Genomic DNA, 21,123 nt, shown 5'->3' on the forward strand with positions numbered 1-21,123 from the left:
GTTGGTTTAAATCATTTCTATACTGACTCTGATGGTAATAAAATAGAAAACCCAAGGTTCTTGAGAAAAGCTGAGAAGTCTTTAAAACGCGCACAAAAACGTGTTTCTCGTAGAACTAAAGGGTCAAGAAATCGCTTCAAAGCCATTAAAAAGTTGGGTAGAACGCATCTCTTGGTATCAAGGCGGCGTAAAGACTTTGCAGTAAAGACTGCTTGGGCGCTTATCCTGTCGGCAGACTTGGTAGCCATTGAAGATCTAAAAGTGCGGAATATGGTTAAGAACCACAATTTAGCTAAATCAATATCTGATGCTAGTTGGACGTTGTTTAGGCAGTGGTTGGAGTATTTCGGAAAAGTTTTTGACGTGCCAGTGATTGCTGTTGCACCTCATTACACATCTCAAAACTGTTCAAGTTGCGGACAAGAAGTTAAGAAAACTTTGTCCACTCGCACTCATAAATGCCCACATTGCGGTTATTTAGATGACCGGGATACGAACGCTGCCATTAATATTTTGATGAAAGCGTTGCAAGGTCTAGCACAACTACCGAGGGGCACTCGGAAAGTAACGCCTGGGGATGAGATGACCCACTGCTTGGAGGGAGAAACCCCAAAAAGTAAGGTTGCTCGTAGAGCCAGGAAACCCCATCAGTGATGATGGGAATCCACCTCCATAATCTTTTGATTTGGAGGTGGAGGATGTCAAAAGACTGACTAAGGTATACTGATGTCATGGAGGGGCTATTCAATCAACCGAGTTTTGATCTCTATTTCAATCAACGTCAATCTACATAGGTTTAAAATCCAATGAAAGCCCTACTCCTCTATCCTCGCTTTCCTCAATCGTTTTGGTCTTATGACCGGGCGATGAAAATGGCAGGACTCAAAGCGATGATTCCACCTTTGGGAATTCTGACCGTCGCCGCACTTCTTCCCGAAGACTGGGAAATTCGTTTTTATGATCGCAATGTTAGCCTAGAGACTGATGCAGATTGGGACTGGTGTGATTTGGTGATTCTGTCGGCAATGTTAGTGCAGAAAGCTGATTTTCATAGCTTAATTCAAAAAGCCGTACAGTTAGGAAAAAAAGTCGCAGTCGGCGGCCCCTATCCAACCTCTGTTCCCCAAGATGCCCTCGACTCTGGGGCGAATTATCTCATCCTCGATGAAGGAGAAATGACAGTTTCGTTGTTTCTAGAAGCACTCACAGAAGGCAAATCTCAAGGCGTTTTTCGTTCCCTAGAAAAACCGGATGTCACCCAAAGTCCGATACCCCGTTTTGACTTGCTACAACGAAATTCCTACTTTATGATGGCGATGCAGTTTTCTCGGGGTTGTCCGTTTAACTGCGAATTTTGCGATATTATCACCCTGTATGGTCGTAAACCCCGCACAAAAGAACCCCATCAAGCCTTAGCCGAATTACAAACGTTGTATGATTTAGGGTGGCGAGGGTCGTTGTTTATCGTCGATGACAACTTTATTGGCAATCAACGCAATGTTAAACGCTTTCTCCGAGAATTGATTCCTTGGATGAAGCAACACAACTATCCTTTTACCTTTATTACGGAAGCTTCCGTTAATTTGGCAGAAGACGATGAACTGTTGCAGTTGATGCGTGAAGCTGGGTTTTATTCGGTTTTCCTCGGAATTGAAACTCCAGACCAAGATAGTTTACAAGTCACACACAAAGTTCAAAATACTCGCCATCCCCTCGTAGAAGCTTGTCACAAAATTAATGATGCGGGATTATTGATCTATGCTGGGTTTATTCTCGGTTTTGATGGCGAACGAACAGGCGCAGGGGAACGAATTCAAGCTTTTGTAGAAAAAACAACCATTCCTCAACCGATGTTAGGAATTCTTCAGGCTTTACCTAATACCGCTTTGTGGAACCGACTCCAGGGAGAAGGACGTTTATTAGAGGGGCGCAGTCATCCCACCGGAGACCAAAATACATTGATGAATTTTGTTCCGACTCGTCCAATTTCTGAAATTGCCCGAGAATATGTTGATGGGTTTTGGAAAATGTATGAACCTAAAAATTATCTCAAACGGTGTTTAGAACAATGTCTGCGTTTGGGTTCACTTCCCGGACGACAAACGATGCAGTATCCTATTGGTCAAGGGTTACGTCTCATTTCTCAGATTATCTGGCATCAGGGTATACGCCGCCCAGAAATTCGCGGACAGTTTTGGCGACAACTCTGGATGATTTTGCGGAAAAAGCCTGAAGTTCTGAATTTGTATTTTGCCCTCTGTGCCGCCGGAGAACATTTTTGGGAGTATCGTGTTTTAGCCCGAGAACGAATTACACAACAGTTAGGTTATGATCCTTTGTTGAGTCGGGGTTCTGTGGAGAATTACACCAAAAAGTTGGTTAATGTTGTGTGATTGTAGTTTGAAAGCCAGAGCATAAAAACCACGCTCGGTACAGAGGCACTAAGAGACAGTCAGCCATTTTTGTCGGGGTAATTCATGAATTACCCCCACCTGTTATCATAAATGTTATCCTTGGCGTTTTTTATCGCCTTGAGTTCTCAAAAATTCTCCTAGAAAAGCGACCATTCCCGAACCGATAATGAGAATGACACTCAAGGCGTTAATATCGGGTTTGACGCCTGTTCTAATGCGGCTAAAAATCTCCATTGGTAACGTTGTTGCTCCGCTTCCGGCGGTAAAACTGGCAATTAAAAAGTCATCCATACTCAGCACAAAGGCTAACAAACAACCAGACAATATTCCGGGCATTAATTCCGGTAATAAGACTTGAATAAAGGCTTCAACCGGAGTCGCACCTAAATCTAAAGCGGCTTCTTCTAAATGAGGATTGAGATCGGCTAAACGTGTCGAAACAACTAACGCTACATAAGCCAAACAAAACACCACATGAGCTGCTACAATCGTCCAAATACTTAATGGAATGGCTACAGCCGCGAGAAAAACCAGCGTAGAAACAGCGATCGCAATATCAGGTATAATTAAGGGTAAATAAGAAACCCCTTGATATAAACTTTTTCCGCGAAATCGAAATCGAGCTAATCCGACTGCCATTAAAGTTCCAATCACGGCTGAAATTCCAATCGCAGAAAAGGCAACCAATAAACTATTTTGTAGGGCTGATAAAATGCGAGTATCTTGAAAGAGTTTAGCATACCATTCTAATGTAAAGCCCTGCCATCCCGCACTATAACGAGATTTGTTAAAGCTATAAAACGTTAACACAAAAATTGGCAGGTACATATAAAAAAACATCAATCCTACAAAAATGACCTGCCAAGAAACCTGAAATTTTGGTTTTGTATCTCTCATTTCTATCGGAATATCCTCATTTTGATGTTGTTGTTTTAATTCTTGTTGCATGAGAAAATTATCAAATTAGGCAAGAGGCAATCTTGCTATAGGCAAGAGGCAGGCAAAAGGCAAAAGGCAGGCAAAAGGCAAAATTGTTAACTGTAAACTGTAAACTGTAAACTGATAACTGGTCACTGGTCACTGTTCACTGTTTACTGTTCCCTATTTCGACGGTCTACCATCCCCATATTTTAGTAAAAGTGCGATCGCTAAACTCACCCCCATAATTAACACCATACTCAACGCCGAACCAAAACCCCAATTTTGAGTCGCCCCTAAAAATTGATTGAAAATTAATCGAGAAACGGTCATACTCGAGGCACCGCCAAGAAGTTCAGGATCAACAAAATCCCCTAATGAACTAATAAACACTAACAACGCTCCGGCAGCAATACCCGCCCTTGCTTGCGGCACAGTCACCTTCCAAAAGGTTTCGGTTGGTTTTGCTCCTAAATCAGCCGAAGCCTCCAATAAACGCCGATCTAGCTTCTCTAAGGACGCATAGAGAACCGTGACAATATAAGGCAAATAACTATAAGCCATCCCAATTAAAACCGCCGGAGTTCGGTTCAGTAACTCCAACGCAGGTAAACCTAAAACTCCTAAAAACGAGTTTAATACTCCTGTTGGTCGTAAAATCGTAATCCAAGCATAGGTTCGCAAAAGTGAAGAAGTCCACAAGGGTAAAACAAACCCCAACAGCAACAAATTTCGCCATCTCGAGGGCGCGTTAATGGCGATCCAGTAAGCGACAGGAAACCCCAAGACTAAACACAAAATGGTTGTTCCAAAAGCAAAAAACAGCGATCGCCCAATCACTTGTAAATTGACTGGATCAAACACCCGCAAATAGTTCGCAATGCCATCAGGAATGACTACATCACCCGGTCGAATATTTTCAACTAAACTCAGTTGAAAAATAACTAATGTGGGCAGAACCAGCAATAACAGCAACCACAACCCAGCAGGCCCTAATAACACCAACGGGCCGATTAGTTTCGTCGCCCTTTGTTTCAAACCTGTTTTTGGCGAAGTCGGGGGAAAATTGGGCGGATTTTTACTCGATACAGCCATTTTCAGTGAACCCTGAATGGTGAGCAATGTTGATTAAGCACTCGTCAGTCTTGTCCAATAGCGATCAAAAATTTCATTCGCCTCTGCTGAAAGGGGAGCCAAAGACTCACTTCTTTCTATCACAGACTCGGGCGGAAACAGTGTCGGATCGTCTCGCAAGGTTTTCGGGAGTTTTCTAAAAGCCACTTCCGAGGGAGTGGCAAAACTGAGGCGTTCAACCACTTGAGCGGCTATTTCCGGCTGAAGCATGAAATTCATCCACTGATAAGCCCCATCGGGGTTGGGGGCAGATTTCGGAATCACCAAAGTATCAGTCCACAGCGATGAGCCACTGCGGGGAGTAATATACCTCAAATCTTCATTTTCCGGCATCACTTCCGCCGCATCTGCTGAATAACACATGGCGATCAACAAATCCCCAACAATCATCTGAGGACGCCAAGCATCTGTTGTAAAAGAGGCGATCGCAGGTTGTAGTTTGATGAGTTTTTCGTAGGCTTGGCTAATTTGTTGAGGGTCAGTGGAGTTGTACGAGTAGCCTAAGGTTCGCAAGGTTGCACCGAATACCTCTCGCACATCATTGAGAAGGGTAAATTGTTTAGAAATTTGCCGTTGATTTTGCCAGAGATAATCCCAGTCCTCTGGGGGTTGTTTGAGTTTTCGACTGTTGTAAATTAATCCCGTCGTTCCCCAACTGATGGGGATGCTGTAGCGATTGCCAGGATCATAAACCGGATTTTGGAACATGGGGAACATATCTTCTAAACCCAGGAGTAGGGAGTGATCCAACTCCATCAGTAAGCCCAGATCCGCCATCTTCTGAACCATGTAATCAGAAGGATAAATAACACTATAAGCTCCTGCACCTCCGGTTTGAATGCGGGCAAGCATCGACTCGTTGGAGTCAAAGACATCCGCCACGACTTTCAACCCGGTTTCTTCGGTAAAGCGATCCAGTAAATCGCTATCGGTGTAACCTGTCCAAGTGTAAATATACAGGGTATCAGAAGCAACTTGAGTGTTGGGCGTGGTTTTCACCTCAGCCAGAGTCCATCCGCAACTCGTCATCGTAGAAGCGGCGGCGGCGGCTATCGAGGTTTGCAGAAATTGACGTCGAGTTTGAACAGCCCTGGTTAAAGATGGTTTTGGTCTATGAATTGGAGGCACGATTTCAGCCCAATGGTAATCTGGCCTGTTGAAGACAACACCTGACATTTTCCCACAAACCGCAGTCAGGCGTGCAGAAGACGAGCGAACAAACAAAAGATTTTAGCGTCTTATTGACTCAAAGCCAAGCAGTCTGTGGGTTTCCAACTGATATAAACAGTCGTTTCTCCATTGTCGATCGCTTCACTGGTTTTTGACTGTCGGATCGTCAATTCTTCACCAGAGAGTAACTGCACAATATATTGTAAGTGGGTTCCCAGATACATTCTGTTGATCAGTCGGCCTTCAAAACAGTTAGCCGCACCGCCTAAAGGATTGTTACTGATCACAATTTTTTCGGGTCGTACACTGACGACTACCCCATCACCAATTTGGATCTTTGAAGAAACTGAGGTTTGAGTCGGCGCTGAGGGGTATACCTCAATTTTTAATCCCGTTTCTGTAACGATCAGTTGACTCGAAGCATCAGCCGCTTCCACTCGTCCTCGAAACAGGTTCGTATCGCCGATAAAGTCTGCAACAAAAGGAGTCTGAGGATATTCGTAGATTTCGTTAGGACTGCCGATTTGTTCAATACGGCCCTCGTGCATCACGGCAATGCGATCGGATAAACTCATCGCTTCTTCTTGGTCGTGCGTCACCATAATGAAGGTTAAGCCGAGATTTTTGTGTAAGTTGGATAACTCAACCTGCATTTGCTTACGCAGTTTCAGATCTAAGGCACCCAAGGGTTCATCGAGTAATAATACTGCCGGACGGTTCACCAAAGCCCTCGCTAAAGCGACTCGTTGTTGTTGTCCTCCTGACATTTGTGAAGGAAACCGACTCACAAAGGCTTCCATTTTTACTAATCTCAGAGCTTCCTTGACTTTTTCCTCGATTTCTGCTTTGCCTCGTCGTTTGACTCGTAAGCCAAAAGCGATATTATCTCGAACATTCAGATGACTAAATAAAGCGTAACTTTGAAAAACGGTATTAACTGGACGTAGGTAGGGGGGAACTCGAGTCATGGATTGTCCCCTAATCAAGACTTCACCTGCTGAGGGGGTTTCAAATCCGGCGACTAAACGCAAAGTTGTGGTTTTACCACAGCCAGAAGGCCCTAGTATACTAAAAAACTCGCCTCGACGCACGTCTAGATCGACTCCTCGCACTGCTGTTTCTCCGTTAAAGACTTTGAAAACTTTGCGAAGTTCGACATCGAGTTGAGAGTCCGTCCCGATCGCACCTGGATTTTGGGTAGCTGTCTGAAGCATAATAGCAACGTTTGGCGGAGATTTCCCTACTTTAGCTTATCCGATGGGAGTAGGGCTGACAAGAGATCGGTGATCAGTGATTTACGGGCGGGTTCCAAACAGATCTATATCTTCCCACAAACTATTGATATAAACCCGCCCAACCTGTTAACTCTTGCTTTTTTATATTAATTTTCGTTAACGTTAAGAACGATGACTCACTTTTATACTGAAGATCTGGCTTATATTCACGATGTTGGTTTTAGCGAATTGGCGGAAAATGCAGCATCTTTTTTGTTGAATACTCTGCAACAACCCGGAAAAAATAACGGTTTAATTGTTAATTTAGGTTGTGGGAGTGGCATTCTAGATCAAAAACTTTATGCCGCAGGTTATCAGGTTTTGGGAATTGATATCTCTGCTGATTTAATTGTGATCGCTCGTCAACGAGTTCCAGAAGCAACATTTAAAGTAGAATCTTTATTTACCGTTAAAATTCCGGCTTGTATTGCGGTGACTGCAATTGGTGAATGTTTGAATTATTTATTTGATGAAAATAACAAGAAAACTGAACGGTTAAAATTATTTCAGCGAGTTTATGATGCTTTGAGTTCAGGGGGTTTATTTCTGTTTGATATTGCTGAACCCGGACGAGTTGTTGGAGGAGAGAGTTATCGAAATTTTAAACAAACTGAAGATTGGGCGGTGTTAGTTTATGGAGAGGAAAATCAACAACAAAAACGTTTAACCCGATGGATCACAACTTTTCGTAAGGTTGGAGAACTTTATCGACGAGATCAAGAAGTTCATCAATTACAACTGTTAGAACGGACAGAAATTATCGCCGAATTAAACAAAATTGGCTTTCACGTGCAAGTGCTAGAAAGTTATGGTCAATTACAATTTTCACCCGGACACATCGGTTTATTAGCAAAAAAACTAGATAAATTACCCTCTTGAAGTTACGTTTTTATGAAATAAACAATGCGTTCATTCAATATTTATTAAGTTAAAAAACAATTTTTACTCAAAATATCCTCAGTAAATTTGATAATAGGAATAGTTTTAAAATTGAATATGGTCAGTTAGTTCTTGCATTTACAGATGCCTATATTCAAAATATACCAATGAGTTTTGAGGGTCGTAATCCGGTAAAATATATATTATAATTCATCATCTATCTCAGGTTCTCAATTGTGCAGAAGGCGATCATTGACCGGGTTAAAATTCATCTGAAAACCCGATAAATCAACTTGGATTAATCTAAAATAAGATTCAACCCAGAAAGATACCTCTAAAGATATCCTGCAAACGCTTGGGAAACCCAAGAGCTAAAAACCTACATGGTAGAATAGAAAGGAGATCCGTGATCGTTTGAGATAGGATAGTTAGATTCACTGTGTTTGTATAACAAATTTTATTGAGCCGAAACTATGACATCGTATGCAACCTCCACAGCCAGAGCCGAGATGAGCGAACTGCGGCGACTGAAAGGCTTATTACCACCTGAGTTACAGAGTTGGGTGACGGTTGAGAAAACCATAGAAGTCAACCCCTTATTAATCCGTAGCGAAGAAATTGGCAAAGATCAAGTTGAAATACAAATAGACTTAGTTCGCTGGGAACAATTGGCAATGGATCAGCGTAACCTGCTATTTTGGCATGAAGTGGCTCGGATTCAAAATGATACGATTCCCCGAGATGGATGGGAAATGGCGGCTTTAGCGATTGGTTTGGGGGGAGCCGTGGGTGAACTTTGGGTTCAAGATGGACTCTTGTTGCTCCTGGCTTTAGCATTGTGTGGGGTTTCGGGTTATCGCCTTTACCAGAAAAATAATGGCGAGAAAACCTTACAAGAATCGATTGATGCAGACGAAAAAGCGATCGCGATTGCTTCTCGATTTGGTTATACGCTACCCAACGCCTATAAGAGCTTAGGAAGTGCTTTAAAAACGTTAATCGAGCAAACCCCTAAAAAGCGACAACGCGCTCGTTATGAGGCGCGACTCCAGGCGTTGAAACGCAGTGCTGCCAAAGCCAAATCTCGGGTTAAAGGGTCTAGCGAACCCTCATCGACTTCAGAAAGTATCTACAACAGTTAAGTTGACTGAAAACCGACTCAAAACTCAAAAGTCGCTGGTTGCTTAAGCTAATTTATCTAAGTTAGAAAACCAGCGACTTCTGAGAGATCAAATCACGGCCCAAGGATTACGAACCTAAAAAGGACGTAAATGCCTATTTCTGTTGAACTTTGGAGAGAGTTTCACGGATTTTTTCAGCCGCGATATCTCGTCCTCCTAAACCAAAGGAAATAGCGACTGCAACCGCAATTGCTCCTAAGAGAAGTCCAAAAGCTAAATTAACAATATCGCTACCAATGCCCATTTGTTGGAGAGCCATCGCACCAACAAAGATAATAATCGCAACACGAGCAGCTTGAGCTAAAAGTTTAGAATTGCCCGTACCCGAACTCAGCACTAAGCGATGAGCTAAGTTAGCAAAATACAAGCCAACGGCAAAGATAACGACACCAATTAAAACCCGACCTGCAATCAGAATAATCTGCTCAAGGATCAACGTCAGCGAGGTCAACTGTAGGATATCGGTTGCTGTGACAATAGCAAACAGCATAATCCCGACAAAGGCAATAATCCCGACAATTTCTGAAGGGGTACGAGTGGTTGATGGGGAAGTCGTATCCACGACTCTAACTTGATGATCTGTTCCGACAACAGTTTCCTCATGGGGAGGAGTCGATTGCAAGCCCAGCCAATAGAATAATCTATTAAATCCAAAGCTGGTTAAAACGCTAGTCACCAGATCACTAACAAAGCGTCCAATCACATAGGCAACCGCCAAAATGACGCCTGCTGCAAACAATTGAGGAATAATATTCAGAATGCGACTGAGCATTTCAATCGCCGGAACTGAAATAGCTTCAATTTTCAGGGCATTGAGAGCCGCAATCGCAATGGGAATCAAAATCAGAACGTAAACAACCGTTCCGATAATCGAGGATAAACTCTGACCATTCGCCGCGTCGCCCAAACCAAAACGTCTGCCTAAGCGATCGGTACCGACTGCAATCAGCAAATTGGTAACAATACGACGCACAATTTGAGCAATCACCCATCCTGCTGCCGCAATCAGAATAGCAGCTAAGATGTTGGGCAGGATGAACAGCACCTGATTGAGCATTTGCTGCACAGGCGCTAATAATCCCTGTAAACTCAGAGTGTCAAGAACCGGCAGTAAGAACAGCAGGAAAATAAACCAATAGATAGCATTTCCAAAGGTTTCACTCAGAGAAAAGTCAGCTTGAGTTGTGCCATCATTGACCTGCTGGTTTAGGCGTTCATCGACTCTAAACCCATTTAAGATTCGCACCGTCACCGCTTTACACACGGTTGCAACGACCCAAGCAATTCCCAATAAAATTAGAGCCGCTAGAATTCTCGGGAAGAAGATCGTGATCTCATTGAGTAAAGTCGTCAGAGGGGTAGATGCAGCCGTCAGTTGCAGTCTTTCGAGAAAACCAATAATCGCAAATAGGAAGATGATCCAAAATACTGCTGTCCCCACCCAGTTTTCAACCGGAATGTTCTCCCCACCATCCGAACGCCCTGTTACCCAGGAGGCAATTTTGTTGTCGAAATCGGTTTTCTTTAACAGACTCTTGACCAAAGACTGGGCAAATAGGGCGATCAGATAGCCCACCAGCAGGATCAATAGGGATATTCCGATATCAACTAGGTTGATTGAACCCAAGGTGTAGTTCCCCAGATTAAAGGGGTTAGCTGTCGCATCCTGAGCCAATGTCAGATGAGAAAGAGTGGGTATGGTTGTCCCGAAGACTGATATCATTTCGTGCCAAGTTCCATTCATGGTTCTTTGAGATAATCTTGAAGTCTAGAATTGTGAAAGGGAAAGTGATCCCTTCACATCTGGCTTTGGACAGAAATGTTGAGGATTGTTGGCTCTTTTATCTGAGATGTTTAAGGTGGATCGGGATGATTCAAACCCCAGAGCCAAAGTTGCCATCTCAACTTTAGCAACTCAAATCCCTCAGAATTGGGAAAAATCCTCACATTCTTTGAAAAATCAGGATTTCAGAGGCGAATCCATCGCTTTCTGTTGTCCTTCTCGCCACCTCATCGGTGTAACGGTTTATAATCCGTTATATGAGTCATAATCTGCCTATAGCTTGCAGGGTAAATGCAATCTCGTCAAGTCTTTGAACAATCAATTAAAATTTCGGCCAGCGCCACGACGGTTGAACGCTGCATCATTGATCGCGATTTGATGCACCGTTGGCTTAATCCTGCTCTCCGTTGTGATTCAGTTGAGGCTTGGAATACCGATGTCGGCGGCAAATTTCGCTTTTTTCTCAAAATTCCCCTGTTGGAACCCACCCTAGAGGCTGTGGTGATCGAGCGGGAACCGGGGACTATCGTCTGGGGATTTAACGGATTTTTTCGGGGAAGCGATCGCTGGGAATGTCAGCCTCAATTTCAGGGGACTTTGTTAGTCAATCGTTTTGAATTCCAGATTCCTAACCCTTTAGTGGCGTTTGGGTTTAATCAATTTGCGGCTCACTGGACAAAAGCCGATATGCAAGCCCAACTCCGCCGTCTCAAACGAGTGGCGGAAGAACAATATCGGGGCTTGCAATAGGCTACAAAATCGATGAGAACCCTAAAGAGTTGTTACTACTTACAGAGTAATTCTTGAACTTCTGGTTGTGCTTTGAGAAATGCGATTGCTTGTTCTCCCAGACCGGCCATATCATTGTAAAGCCCGATGAGATCTTCAACATCAACGGTGATCACCTCTAGTCCTTGGTAGCTGACTATCGCTTCGACTAAGGTTATATTGCCATCTCTGGCTGCTGTTTTCAAGCCATTGATCAAACCATCGACAATATTACTAATCTCGCTATCGGGAGCAATAAACAGATTTAAGGCTCCCACCATCAATCGACCATAGCTAGAACCCAACAAGCTGTCTACAATACCCGGGGGTACGTTTACCCCATAATTGAGGGCAGCCTGAAAGTTTTTGATTTGTTCTGGAGTCAATTCAGCTAGGACAAACAGCGATCGCAATTGGTTGGACTGTTCGCCTGTTTTTGCAAAGGTTTGTAACTCTGTAAAGGATAAGGGAAGATTCGCCGCCCCATATCTGAGTTGAAATTCTTCCACAGCCGGAGCAGATTGTGTAAAGATTGCTAAACTAGCCAGAATGCCGAGTAGCAATGCTAATCCCCAACTGATCAACTTGGAAATTCCTCGATTGAAAAATTTATTGGGACTGTTAATTCCCGCAAACTGCCACCCAAATTTAAAATTCATCATTGATTCCTCACCAATTCTTTGACCTTGTAATAGTCGTCTTGATCATACCCTTAATCTGTCTCCTCAAACTTTGTTAAAGTTCCCCAAATCTTAATTTTTTATCGGTCATCTGTTGGAATTCATCCGAGCTAACAGTTGTCGGATAATCACCGCATCTTGAGCCTGGGGCTGATTTTTTAAATAGTTTTCTAAATCTTGACGAGCTTCTGTCCAACGTTCAAGCTGATAGTACAGAATGCCTCGATCCCGACGTTCATTCGGCTCCTCGGGAAAGAGCAGCAAAATCCTTTCTATTGCAGCAACTGCCTTGACAATCTCTCCGGCATTCATATAAATTACTTTGAGATTTGTTAAGATTCTCGCTAAGATTTGTCTAGGGTTCACCGGGTTGAGAAATTGGGGACGCAGTTTGACCTGTTGACCATAAAGTTCTGCTAATTTAGCCTGACAATCTTCGGCAAATAAAATCTCTCCCTGGTTGAAAACATCGACATAAATTCCCGCTCCTGAAAAATTAGGGCGAACGAGAAAATGTCCCGGCATTCCAATCCCTACCATCGGAAAATTAATGCGTTTGGCAATTTCTAAATAGACGACAGATAAAGTAATCGGAATTCCAGTCCGTCGCTCAATCACTTGATTTAAAAAGCTATTATTGGGATCGTAATAATTCGTTGTATTTCCGACAAATCCTAAATCCTCAAACAAATATTGATTTAATGTTTTAATCACCCGCAAAGGATATCGCGGTTCATCGAGTCTTTCTAACACCTCCGCCGCCATTTCATCAATAGCATTGAGATATTCTTCAACGTCTAGATCCCGAAACTCTTCTTGAGCCATATAGAGAGCCGCTTTCGCCAGATCGATCTGTTCATCTGGCTGATGGGTTTCTTGAGAAAATCGTTGTCTGGCTTGTGAAAAATTCATATTTTTGATAGAGGAAATTAACTTTTTATTCCTCATTATACCGCCTTTATCCTTTTAGGTCATCTAACGAATAACTGATCGGGTCGGAGAAATCAAGAGATTCAATGATTTTCGATTCTATTTGCTCAATTGCCGTCATTATTCCCGTTTCGGGATTGTCTAAAATTGAAGCTTTTACCTCCTCTAAATATTCAATAATTGTAGCTCGTAAAATGGGCTTCTCAATATTCGCTGTGTGGTAAGTATCCCAAATATCCCAGAGTAAAATTCCAACTCCCACTGTACAATCTAATAATCCGGCTGCCATTTTTCCGGTTAAACTTGCACCCGTTTTTAAGGCAATTTTTGCACCCGCTTTTCCGGCGAAATTGGCTGCAACTTTACTCCCGACTTTCAACACCAAAGGCGCAACTAACGGTTTGACTGCTAAATAAGCACTTCCTCCGACTAAAACTTTGAGAGACAAGGTAGAAACTTCCCCCTCTGTATCAAAAATGCTCAGGGCAATATCACTCAAATAACGATTCCAATCAGCTTGTGGAATTTGATAGGATAAAGGGATTTGATTGAGATTTCCCGATAACTCCTGCAAATACTGTTTAACGGTTTGTTGAGTCAGTCGTTCAAGCTGAAGTTGAGCAATTTGAGGACGAAGAACTCGCTTGGCAAATTCTTCTTGAAAATCTTGAGTAATCACTTCAGCAACTTTCTCTGATGGACTCGGTAACTCAGGATTAACTAAATTCGCCACACCTGAACTTAATTGCACAAAAACGCTTTTAAATTCAATCTGTTTTTGATTAAAATAACCAAAGTACCACTCTATAAAATTATCATCCACTCGGCCGATCAAGTCATCTATCCAAAGATCGAGTTTTTCAGAAGCAAACTGTTCAGCTTGTTCGTGAGCGGTTGTTAAAGCTTGAGCGACGACTTCATCAACTTTCTGCCAATTAATACTGGGCTGAACAACAATCGTTTGAGGAGGCTGAGAGTTGCTGTTGACTGAAGCAGAATCAAACGCTTGATTAATAAAAAGTTGACCAACTAAAGGAACAATAACGACAAAAATGACTATTGCCCAAATTAAAGGAGAAATCGAACGAATCACCTGAACCCAAGCTAAAATTCGAGCGGTTTTTTCCGTGTAACTTCCCTGAACAGAAGGAGACTGAGAAGCTTTGGATGAGTCCTCAGAAGAACTCGGAACTGGGGGATACTGTGGCTGAGAATTCACAGAAATATCCTCAATGAATTTATAGTTAAATTTTACCAAACCTTGTTAAATTCCATGACTTTTTCCAATCACCCAATGGCGGCGAAAAAATCGCGATAAGGAAGATTCATCTAAACGCAAAAAAATCGGTCGTCCGTGGGGACAAGTCCGAGGGTTGCGAGTTCTTACCCATTGTTCAAGTAAAGTTTGCATTTCCCGTAAACTCAATGGTGTACCATTACGAATAGCACTCCGACAAGCGGTTGCGACTTGGGCTGCTTGCAAGTCTTTCCCCAAACTCAGTTCTATTAACGCTTCGCGACAGTCCTCTCGTTGTGCTAACATTTCGGGGATGGTACGCACGGCTGACAACTCCAACCCAAAGGGATCAACTTGTAAACCGAGATGCTGTAATTGTTCGATCTGAGGGGGTGAAAGGTGTTGTAGCAGGATAGGGGGTTCAACGTTGATCAGTTTCCAGGCCTGGCAGAGTTGTTCATACAAGACTCGTTCATGGGCAATATGTTGTTCAACCAACCATAAACCATTGGGGTGTTCTGCCACAATATAGGTATGATGAACTTGGGCGATCGCTTGCAGTTCAATTAAGCTAAATTCTTCAGAAATTGTTTGCTCTTTTGTAGGTTGAATAGAAGGACGAATTTGATAACGTCCTTTTTCTTCAGAGACTTTCAGCAATTGATCGACATGATGCAGTTGAGTAGATGCTGTTTCCGGGTTCAAACGCAACCTATGATCAATACAAGCCTGAATTTGGTCTTGCCAATAATTCAAATGATGCAAATAAACTTCTTCTTTAGCCGGATGGCGGTTCCAGTCGATGAAAGACGCATCTATTTGTAGATGGATAAAACACACGGGAAAGCGATCGCGTGGCACAGTACGACTAAAAGCAGATAAAATCGTTTGTTCAAGTTCAGGCGATCGCACCATTCGACCATTCAGGGCAATTTTAACCCAGTCGGGGCGATGACGATGACAGCGATCAGGTAAACCCAAAACCCCTTGAATTGAAGAAATTGACGTTGTATCGCCGTCAGGGCTAGCCAGTTGAACCTCAAGAGGTTGTAAGTCATCGATACGCACACCCCGGACAATTTGAGGCAAAATAGAATTAGCCCCGACACCGGAACTAATTTGTAACCCAGAAGTCGAACCTTGGCGTACCTGCCAGTTGACGTGAGGATGACAGAGGGCAATTTGACCGACGATCTGATGAATGCTTCGCAGTTGTTGGGCGGCTGAGGGTAAGGCTTGACGGCGGCCAAGCCAGTTGTCAAACAAGTCCGAAACGGTGACAATGGTTCCCGGTGCGATCGCCACCGCTTCCGGTTCGAGGGGTTCTCCTTGGCGGTTGTAGAGGACTCGCCATCCCATCTCCCCCACTGGGCGGCTGAGAATTTCCAGTTGGGCTAACTGGGCTAAACTGTGGAGGGCTTCTCCGCGAAATCCTAAACTGGTAATATTGGAGAGATCGGCAATGGTGCGAATTTTGCTGGTACTGTGGGCGGTGGCGGCTTGTTCGAGGTTCGTCAGATCCATGCCGATGCCGTTATCTGCCACTTGCACGCGCCATTGGTCTGGCCAAACGGAAATCGTGATGCGAGTCGCCCCGGCATCTAGGGCATTTTCCACCAATTCTCGCACAACGGCCCCCAGAGAGTCAATGACTTCTCCTGCGGCGATTAAATAGATGATATCTTCAGGTAAGGGTTGAATTTGAGATGCCATATTGTACCGAGAATGAGCCAAGCTTTTTCTACCGATTGAGTCCATTGTTTGATCATAACTTTTGAGTTTCAAGGATTCGTGACAAAGAGACTCAAATCGACTGGTGTTTTGAGTGCGAGTTGGATTTCAAGACATCAGACCTCTTGGGTGTGGAGATGAATTTAGGGTGTGATTTCCCTGTTTTTTTGAGAATTTTTTTCGGAAGATAGGTTGGATGAAAATCCGATTATGATAGAATAGTGTAGGGCAATGTGAAAGGTTGAGAACGATGAGTGATCTAGATTTGAATGAGGCGACTTCTCATCCGTTAGCGAAGTATCGCAACCACCTCGAATTTAACGGCTATCGAGTAGAGGAAATAGAAGATAGGCTCTACTGTCGTCATTCTCGCAAGTCTAACTTGATTTTAAATCCCATTTCGGATCGGGGAGTTTTGGTTAGCATTGTTTATTCTTTTGAACCAGATTTGGATCGGTTAGACCTTTTAGAATATGTGAATGAGTTAAATCTGTATTTTACTTTTCTGAAAGCTTATCTAGATGAAGACGATGATCTGATTTTAGAGACATTTTTTGAAGGAGAATACGACCGGACTAATTTTTCGATTATGCTCGATAATATTGAGTATGATACGGATGTTTTGTTAGACAATGAATTAACCCAAGACTATTTACAATAAGTTGGCAATTATAGAGGCTTTTAAATCGATAGCATTTTGATTTTTTCCAAAGCCTCTTGTAATCTAGGAGGAAGGCGACGCATAATTTTACCTGTTTCTCGACTCAGAGGAACCAAAGTCACTTGTCCGCTAACATAATTTTGTTGACTATCTTCGGAGACAATTTGGTATTCCCAAATCATCCGCAGGCCTTTTGTCGGGACGAGTCGTCCTTTGATCAAAATCGTCATCCCCATTGTCACCGATTGATGATAGCGCAACATCAACTCGACGACGGGAAGATCGCAACCCTCGGCCACTAAGTCGCTATATTCAACGCAAAGCCAGCGTAAACTCTCCACCCGCAACTCTTCCATCCAACTCAGATAAGTCCCATGCCAAACAATACCCGCTTGACATCCTCCACCTCCAAATCAAAAGATTATGGAGGTGGATTCCCATCATCACTGATGGGGTTTCCTGGCTCTACGAGCAACCTTGCTTTTCGGGATTTCTCCCTCTAAGTAGTGGATCATCTCATCCCCAGGCGTTACTTTCCGAGTGCCCCTCGGTAGTTGTGCTAACCCTTGCAATGCTTTCATCAAAATATTAATGGCGGCGTTCGTATCCCGGTCATCTAAATAACCGCATTGCGGACATTTATGTGTGCGCGTGGACAAGGATTTCTTGACTTCTTGTCCGCAATTGGAACAGTTTTGAGATGTGTAATGAGGTGCAACAGCAATCACTGGCACGTCAAAAACTTTTCCGAAATACTCCAACCACTGCCTAAACAACGTCCAACTAGCATCAGATATTGATTTAGCTAGATGATGGTTCTTAATCATATTCCGCACTTTTAGGTCTTCAATGGCTACCAAGTCTGCCGACAGGATAAGCGCCCAAGCAGTCTTAACCGCAAAGTCTTTACGCCGCCTTGATATCTTGAGATGCGTTTTACCTAATTTCTTAATGGCTTTGAAGCGATTTCTTGACCCTTTGGTTCTACGAGAAACACGTTTTTGTGCGCGTTTTAAAGACTTCTCGGCTTTCCTCAAGAACCGAGGGTTTTCTACTTTTTTACCATCAGAGTCAGTGTAGAAATAGTTTAAACCAACATCTATGCCTACCATCCGATTTGTGGGTTTATGTTGTTCATTTCGCTCTTGGTCGATGGAAAACTGAACATAATATCCATCGGCTCGACGCACAACACTCACTCGTTTAATCTGCTTTTTTTGATAAAAATGCAAATCGCGAGTTCCCCACATTCTAAAAGTTCCAGCTTTGAAACCATCCCTAAATGTAATGGTTAATCGGTCATCCGATAACACCCATCCATCAACTTTGTACTCGACTGAGCCATGAGTTTGATGCTTCTTAAACTTAGGGAAGCCTTTCTTACCCGGAACCTTTTTTTTGCAATTATCAAAGAACCTGGCAATGGCACTCCATGCCCTTTCTGCGCTGGCTTGACAGGCTTGCGCTGAAAGTTTTTTGCACCATTCAAATTGTTCTCTGAGTATTTTGCAATACTTGTTCAAATCATACCTGTTGACCCTTTTGTTATCCATCCAGTGCCTCAGGCAACTATTACGCACAAAAAGAGCAGTTCTAATCATCTCATCCAAGATGACGTACTGCTCGTTTGTTCCTCGTAATTTTGCCTCAAATACCAACATGGCTGTTTTGACTCTATGTCATTAAGTTTAACAATTGATACGGAGATTGTAAAAAGCGGACAGGTCGAATGCCTCGCTTTTTACCTGGGGTGTCCATGTACCTACCCCCAAATCAAAGATTATGGAGGCAGTGCTATAGCCCCCCAGTCCCCCCGTTAAGATAGTCGGTATGATGGGGAAAGACCCGCACCGAGAGGATCAACCAACCATCGGAGAAAGTGACAGAAGATAAAAGGGGTTGAGGGTGTTGAGTGAAAGACACGTTACAAATTGTTCCAAAACGCTACATTTCTACAAATTCTCAGTCAGTTATCAGGCTTATGCTGAAGTATAGACTTGTTATCAGTCAACAAACGGACGTTCTAGGCAACGTCTATCAAAGTTAGCAGTTATCAGTGTACTTGATGACGGGTACTCAAATCCCATTCAATCAAAGCACTTGAGCGACACCGTAGGAAAAAGCGATGAATATCAACAAAATTCTAGTAACGGTTGCCGGACGTGGACTCTGTGAAGAGATGCTGAATATGTTGATGGATATTCCATCCATTCAGCAAGCATCTGTAACTGTTTTACACGTTGTTCCCTCCCAAGCCTCAGCAGAGGCGATGTCTGAAAAATTAGAAGCGGGGGGAAAAATTTTAGCCCAAGCGGTTCAGTCGATCAAAGTTGATCCGAGTAAAGTTAACCCGCGTTTGAAGCAGGGAGATCCCAAAGATATTGTCTGTCAAGTTGCCGATGAAGAAAATTCTGACTTGATTATTATCGGATCACGAGGGTTACAAGGCTTGCGGGCGATTTTGGAAAATTCCGTCAGTCAATACGTTTTTCAATTGACATCCCGGCCGATGTTGCTGGTTAAAGATGGGATTTACGTCAAGAAGCTCAAGCATATCATGGTGGCTTTGGATGCTTCAGACTCCTCGAAGGAATACTTAGACCTGGCGTTGTCTTTGGTCAAAGATATTCACGGTGGACAACTGATTTTAGCTCATGTGAACAAAGATATTACGGGCAAATCGAGCGAAGATTTCTCCAATAAGGCTGAAGCTGATCCGGTGATTGCCGCCGCCCTTGAACCTGTTAAGAGAATGGGTGTGAGTTATCGCTGCGTTAGTGCGATCGGTAAACCAGGGCCAGAAATTTGTCGCATCGCCAGTGACGTCGGGGCGGACTTATTGATTTTAGGATCTCCTGATCGCCGTCCAACTGTGGCGAAAAGCTTGGTTGACTTAGATCGTTTACTCGGAGGATCACAGTCGGATTACGTTCGGGTTCATGCCGAATGTCCCGTATTATTGGCACGGACTGCGGCTCCATAAAGATTTGTTACATTGAAAAAAGCGCAGTGAAGCTGATAACTTCGCAGCGCTTTTTAGAGATTCGCGATCGCGGTTGATGAAGCAATAATCGTGAAAATGATTAACCTTCAGTCTCACCCCGAGTTTGAATGAACAGAATCAATAGAAAAACAGAAGGAACAAGCACAAACAATACAGTTGCTACAAACCCAAGATCATTAGTTTCCATGATACCCAGCCTCTATGTCAACAATCAAATCGACAGATATTAGCATAACATTGATTGGCTTCTATTGGCTGATCATAAACTCTTAATGTACTTAACCTTGGATGCGATCGCGTGAGTTTCCCTTAGCAGCATTCTTCTCCAAAAATTCAATAATCTTGGCAGGAACATCAATTCCTGTCGCCTTTTCAATCCCCTCTAGTCCCGGCGAAGAATTCACCTCCATCACCACCGGGCCATGATTAGAACGGAGTAAATCCACACCTGCCACTTTCAGTCCCATCGCTTTCGCCGCCCTGACTGCTGTTGAACGTTCTTCTGGGGTTAATTTAACCTTTTCTGCTGTTCCACCCCGATGCAGGTTAGAACGAAATTCTCCTTCTACCGCCTGTCGTTTCATCGAAGCAACCACTCGTTCATTGATCACAAAACACCGTAAGTCTGAACCCTTAGCTTCTTCAATAAACTCCTGCACCAAAATATTGGCATTTAAACCCCGAAAGGCTTCAATCACCGACTTTGCAGCTTGATAGGTTTCCGCTAAAACCACCCCAATCCCTTGAGTTCCTTCCAAAAGCTTCACCACCAAAGGCGCACCGCCAACGGTATTAATCAAACCGTCAATATCTTTGGTTGAATGAGCAAAACCGGACACAGGTAAACCAATTCCTTCCCTAGCCAACAGTTGTAAACAGCGTAACTTGTCACGGGCGCGAGAAATCCCTTGAGACTCATTAGCCGTGAACACATCCATCATTTCAAACTGTCGGACAACGGCAGTACCGTAAAAAGTTTGTGAAGCCCCAATGCGAGGAATCACCGCATCAAATCCTTCTAACGGCTTTCCCCCATAAATGACCATCGGTTTATGGGAGGTTATATTCATATAGCAACGCAGATAGTCAATGACATACATTTCATGGCCTCGTTGTTCTCCGGCTTCTTTGAGTCGTTTTGTAGAGTAGAGGTTAGAGTCTTGTGATAAAATTGCAATTTTCATAATTTTATGTCTCTGACATTCTTTAAGTTGAGATCGCGTTAGACAGCTTAGGGTGACAGAAGTCGCAATAGTCGGAAAACTCTGTCTAGCAACGGTAAATTACAGATTATCAGCGTGGGGAATGCGATCGCCAGGAAAACAGTTGAGATCGCCGCAAGAATGGGACAACCCCTTG

The 21,123-nt window shown here is 43.4% G+C and carries 20 protein-coding genes; 7 read left to right on the forward strand and 13 right to left on the reverse strand.

The window, feature by feature from the left end; translation table 11 throughout:
* Positions 1–654, forward strand: a 654-nt coding sequence (locus tag VB836_RS17820) for an RNA-guided endonuclease InsQ/TnpB family protein (RefSeq protein ID WP_323221179.1), incomplete at its 5' end; no start/stop codon positions are given.
* Positions 655–806: 152 nt separating this feature from the next.
* Entirely contained in the window at positions 807–2,393 is a 1,587-nt protein-coding gene (locus tag VB836_RS17825; RefSeq protein WP_323221181.1) for a B12-binding domain-containing radical SAM protein, read from the forward strand.
* A gap of 114 nt (positions 2,394–2,507) precedes the next feature.
* Here the strand turns inward: VB836_RS17825 and VB836_RS17830 are convergent, their stop codons facing one another.
* The 4 genes from VB836_RS17830 to VB836_RS17845 all read right to left on the reverse strand — a co-directional run bounded on the left by VB836_RS17830 (position 2,508) and on the right by VB836_RS17845 (position 6,850).
* A complete protein-coding gene (locus VB836_RS17830) occupies positions 2,508–3,362 on the reverse strand; it encodes an ABC transporter permease (RefSeq protein WP_323221184.1) in 855 nt (284 codons plus the stop codon).
* A 153-nt stretch (positions 3,363–3,515) separates the two neighbouring features.
* Positions 3,516–4,427, reverse strand: a complete 912-nt coding sequence (locus VB836_RS17835; protein ID WP_046281860.1) for an ABC transporter permease — start codon at positions 4,425–4,427, stop codon at positions 3,516–3,518.
* Between the two features lie 33 nt (positions 4,428–4,460).
* Complete coding sequence (locus VB836_RS17840; protein ID WP_407659693.1) at positions 4,461–5,594, reverse strand: polyamine ABC transporter substrate-binding protein; 1,134 nt, start codon at positions 5,592–5,594, stop codon at positions 4,461–4,463.
* Positions 5,595–5,704: 110 nt separating this feature from the next.
* Positions 5,705–6,850, reverse strand: coding sequence for an ABC transporter ATP-binding protein (locus tag VB836_RS17845; RefSeq protein ID WP_323221186.1), 1,146 nt, complete (start codon positions 6,848–6,850; stop codon positions 5,705–5,707).
* A 192-nt stretch (positions 6,851–7,042) separates the two neighbouring features.
* Between VB836_RS17845 and VB836_RS17850 the strand changes: the two genes are divergently transcribed.
* Both VB836_RS17850 and VB836_RS17855 read left to right on the forward strand, forming a co-directional pair.
* Positions 7,043–7,789, forward strand: coding sequence for a class I SAM-dependent methyltransferase (locus VB836_RS17850; protein ID WP_323221188.1), 747 nt, complete (start codon positions 7,043–7,045; stop codon positions 7,787–7,789).
* Positions 7,790–8,262: 473 nt separating this feature from the next.
* Positions 8,263–8,931 (forward strand): DUF3318 domain-containing protein, encoded by a 669-nt coding sequence (locus VB836_RS17855; protein WP_323221190.1) that lies wholly within the window; start codon positions 8,263–8,265, stop codon positions 8,929–8,931.
* Between the two features lie 133 nt (positions 8,932–9,064).
* On the opposite strand, the gene VB836_RS17860 is transcribed toward VB836_RS17855, so the two are convergent.
* Complete coding sequence (locus tag VB836_RS17860; RefSeq protein WP_323221192.1) at positions 9,065–10,714, reverse strand: mechanosensitive ion channel; 1,650 nt, start codon at positions 10,712–10,714, stop codon at positions 9,065–9,067.
* Positions 10,715–11,044: 330 nt separating this feature from the next.
* On the opposite strand from VB836_RS17860, the gene VB836_RS17865 reads away from it, so the two are divergent.
* Complete coding sequence (locus VB836_RS17865) at positions 11,045–11,503, forward strand: SRPBCC family protein (protein WP_323221194.1); 459 nt, start codon at positions 11,045–11,047, stop codon at positions 11,501–11,503.
* 35 nt (positions 11,504–11,538) lie between these two features.
* On the opposite strand, the gene VB836_RS17870 is transcribed toward VB836_RS17865, so the two are convergent.
* The 4 genes from VB836_RS17870 to mutL all read right to left on the reverse strand — a co-directional run bounded on the left by VB836_RS17870 (position 11,539) and on the right by mutL (position 16,081).
* Positions 11,539–12,183 carry an alpha/beta hydrolase gene (locus VB836_RS17870; RefSeq protein ID WP_323221196.1) on the reverse strand — a complete coding sequence of 215 codons (645 nt, stop codon included), beginning with the start codon at positions 12,181–12,183 and terminating at the stop codon, positions 11,539–11,541.
* A gap of 105 nt (positions 12,184–12,288) precedes the next feature.
* Entirely contained in the window at positions 12,289–13,113 is an 825-nt protein-coding gene (locus tag VB836_RS17875; protein WP_323221198.1) for a SirB1 family protein, read from the reverse strand.
* 46 nt (positions 13,114–13,159) lie between these two features.
* On the reverse strand, positions 13,160–14,350 hold the full coding sequence (locus VB836_RS17880) for a hypothetical protein (protein ID WP_323221200.1): 1,191 nt from the start codon (positions 14,348–14,350) through the stop codon (positions 13,160–13,162).
* 45 nt (positions 14,351–14,395) lie between these two features.
* Positions 14,396–16,081 carry a DNA mismatch repair endonuclease MutL gene (mutL, locus tag VB836_RS17885; RefSeq protein WP_323221354.1) on the reverse strand — a complete coding sequence of 562 codons (1,686 nt, stop codon included), beginning with the start codon at positions 16,079–16,081 and terminating at the stop codon, positions 14,396–14,398.
* A 268-nt stretch (positions 16,082–16,349) separates the two neighbouring features.
* Between mutL and VB836_RS17890 the strand changes: the two genes are divergently transcribed.
* On the forward strand, positions 16,350–16,760 hold the full coding sequence (locus tag VB836_RS17890) for a YbjN domain-containing protein (protein ID WP_046278202.1): 411 nt from the start codon (positions 16,350–16,352) through the stop codon (positions 16,758–16,760).
* Between the two features lie 20 nt (positions 16,761–16,780).
* Here the strand turns inward: VB836_RS17890 and VB836_RS17895 are convergent, their stop codons facing one another.
* Together VB836_RS17895 and VB836_RS17900 are read right to left on the reverse strand one after the other, a co-directional pair.
* Complete coding sequence (locus tag VB836_RS17895; RefSeq protein ID WP_323221356.1) at positions 16,781–17,146, reverse strand: acyl-CoA thioesterase; 366 nt, start codon at positions 17,144–17,146, stop codon at positions 16,781–16,783.
* A 57-nt stretch (positions 17,147–17,203) separates the two neighbouring features.
* On the reverse strand, positions 17,204–18,421 hold the full coding sequence (locus VB836_RS17900) for an RNA-guided endonuclease InsQ/TnpB family protein (protein WP_323221202.1): 1,218 nt from the start codon (positions 18,419–18,421) through the stop codon (positions 17,204–17,206).
* A gap of 464 nt (positions 18,422–18,885) precedes the next feature.
* Between VB836_RS17900 and VB836_RS17905 the strand changes: the two genes are divergently transcribed.
* Complete coding sequence (locus tag VB836_RS17905) at positions 18,886–19,743, forward strand: universal stress protein (RefSeq protein WP_046277023.1); 858 nt, start codon at positions 18,886–18,888, stop codon at positions 19,741–19,743.
* A 100-nt stretch (positions 19,744–19,843) separates the two neighbouring features.
* Here the strand turns inward: VB836_RS17905 and psbM are convergent, their stop codons facing one another.
* The gene (gene psbM / locus VB836_RS17910; protein WP_072075628.1) at positions 19,844–19,951 is read right to left on the reverse strand and encodes a photosystem II reaction center protein PsbM; all 108 of its coding nucleotides are present in this window, start codon (positions 19,949–19,951) and stop codon (positions 19,844–19,846) included.
* 91 nt (positions 19,952–20,042) lie between these two features.
* Complete coding sequence (gene rimK, locus VB836_RS17915; RefSeq protein ID WP_046277024.1) at positions 20,043–20,948, reverse strand: 30S ribosomal protein S6--L-glutamate ligase; 906 nt, start codon at positions 20,946–20,948, stop codon at positions 20,043–20,045.
* Positions 20,949–21,123 lie beyond the last annotated feature (175 nt).

Source organism: Limnoraphis robusta BA-68 BA1, assembly GCF_034932365.1.
In the GTDB taxonomy this organism is placed as follows: Bacteria; Cyanobacteriota; Cyanobacteriia; order Cyanobacteriales; family Microcoleaceae; genus Capilliphycus; species Capilliphycus robustus.

Excerpts from the sequence above, each read along its gene's own strand:
- VB836_RS17825 (WP_323221181.1), top strand. The coding sequence starts at position 807 with ATGAAAGCCCTACTCCTCTATCCTCGCTTTCCTCAATCGTTTTGGTCT.
- VB836_RS17830 (WP_323221184.1), bottom strand. The coding sequence starts at position 3,362 with ATGCAACAAGAATTAAAACAACAACATCAAAATGAGGATATTCCGATA.
- VB836_RS17835 (WP_046281860.1), bottom strand. The coding sequence starts at position 4,427 with ATGGCTGTATCGAGTAAAAATCCGCCCAATTTTCCCCCGACTTCGCCA.
- VB836_RS17845 (WP_323221186.1), bottom strand. The coding sequence starts at position 6,850 with ATGCTTCAGACAGCTACCCAAAATCCAGGTGCGATCGGGACGGACTCT.
- VB836_RS17850 (WP_323221188.1), top strand. The coding sequence starts at position 7,043 with ATGACTCACTTTTATACTGAAGATCTGGCTTATATTCACGATGTTGGT.
- VB836_RS17855 (WP_323221190.1), top strand. The coding sequence starts at position 8,263 with ATGACATCGTATGCAACCTCCACAGCCAGAGCCGAGATGAGCGAACTG.
- VB836_RS17860 (WP_323221192.1), bottom strand. The coding sequence starts at position 10,714 with ATGAATGGAACTTGGCACGAAATGATATCAGTCTTCGGGACAACCATA.
- VB836_RS17865 (WP_323221194.1), top strand. The coding sequence starts at position 11,045 with ATGCAATCTCGTCAAGTCTTTGAACAATCAATTAAAATTTCGGCCAGC.
- VB836_RS17870 (WP_323221196.1), bottom strand. The coding sequence starts at position 12,183 with ATGATGAATTTTAAATTTGGGTGGCAGTTTGCGGGAATTAACAGTCCC.
- VB836_RS17875 (WP_323221198.1), bottom strand. The coding sequence starts at position 13,113 with ATGAATTTTTCACAAGCCAGACAACGATTTTCTCAAGAAACCCATCAG.
- mutL (WP_323221354.1), bottom strand. The coding sequence starts at position 16,081 with ATGGCATCTCAAATTCAACCCTTACCTGAAGATATCATCTATTTAATC.
- VB836_RS17890 (WP_046278202.1), top strand. The coding sequence starts at position 16,350 with ATGAGTGATCTAGATTTGAATGAGGCGACTTCTCATCCGTTAGCGAAG.
- VB836_RS17900 (WP_323221202.1), bottom strand. The coding sequence starts at position 18,421 with ATGTTGGTATTTGAGGCAAAATTACGAGGAACAAACGAGCAGTACGTC.
- VB836_RS17905 (WP_046277023.1), top strand. The coding sequence starts at position 18,886 with ATGAATATCAACAAAATTCTAGTAACGGTTGCCGGACGTGGACTCTGT.
- psbM (WP_072075628.1), bottom strand. The coding sequence starts at position 19,951 with ATGGAAACTAATGATCTTGGGTTTGTAGCAACTGTATTGTTTGTGCTT.
- rimK (WP_046277024.1), bottom strand. The coding sequence starts at position 20,948 with ATGAAAATTGCAATTTTATCACAAGACTCTAACCTCTACTCTACAAAA.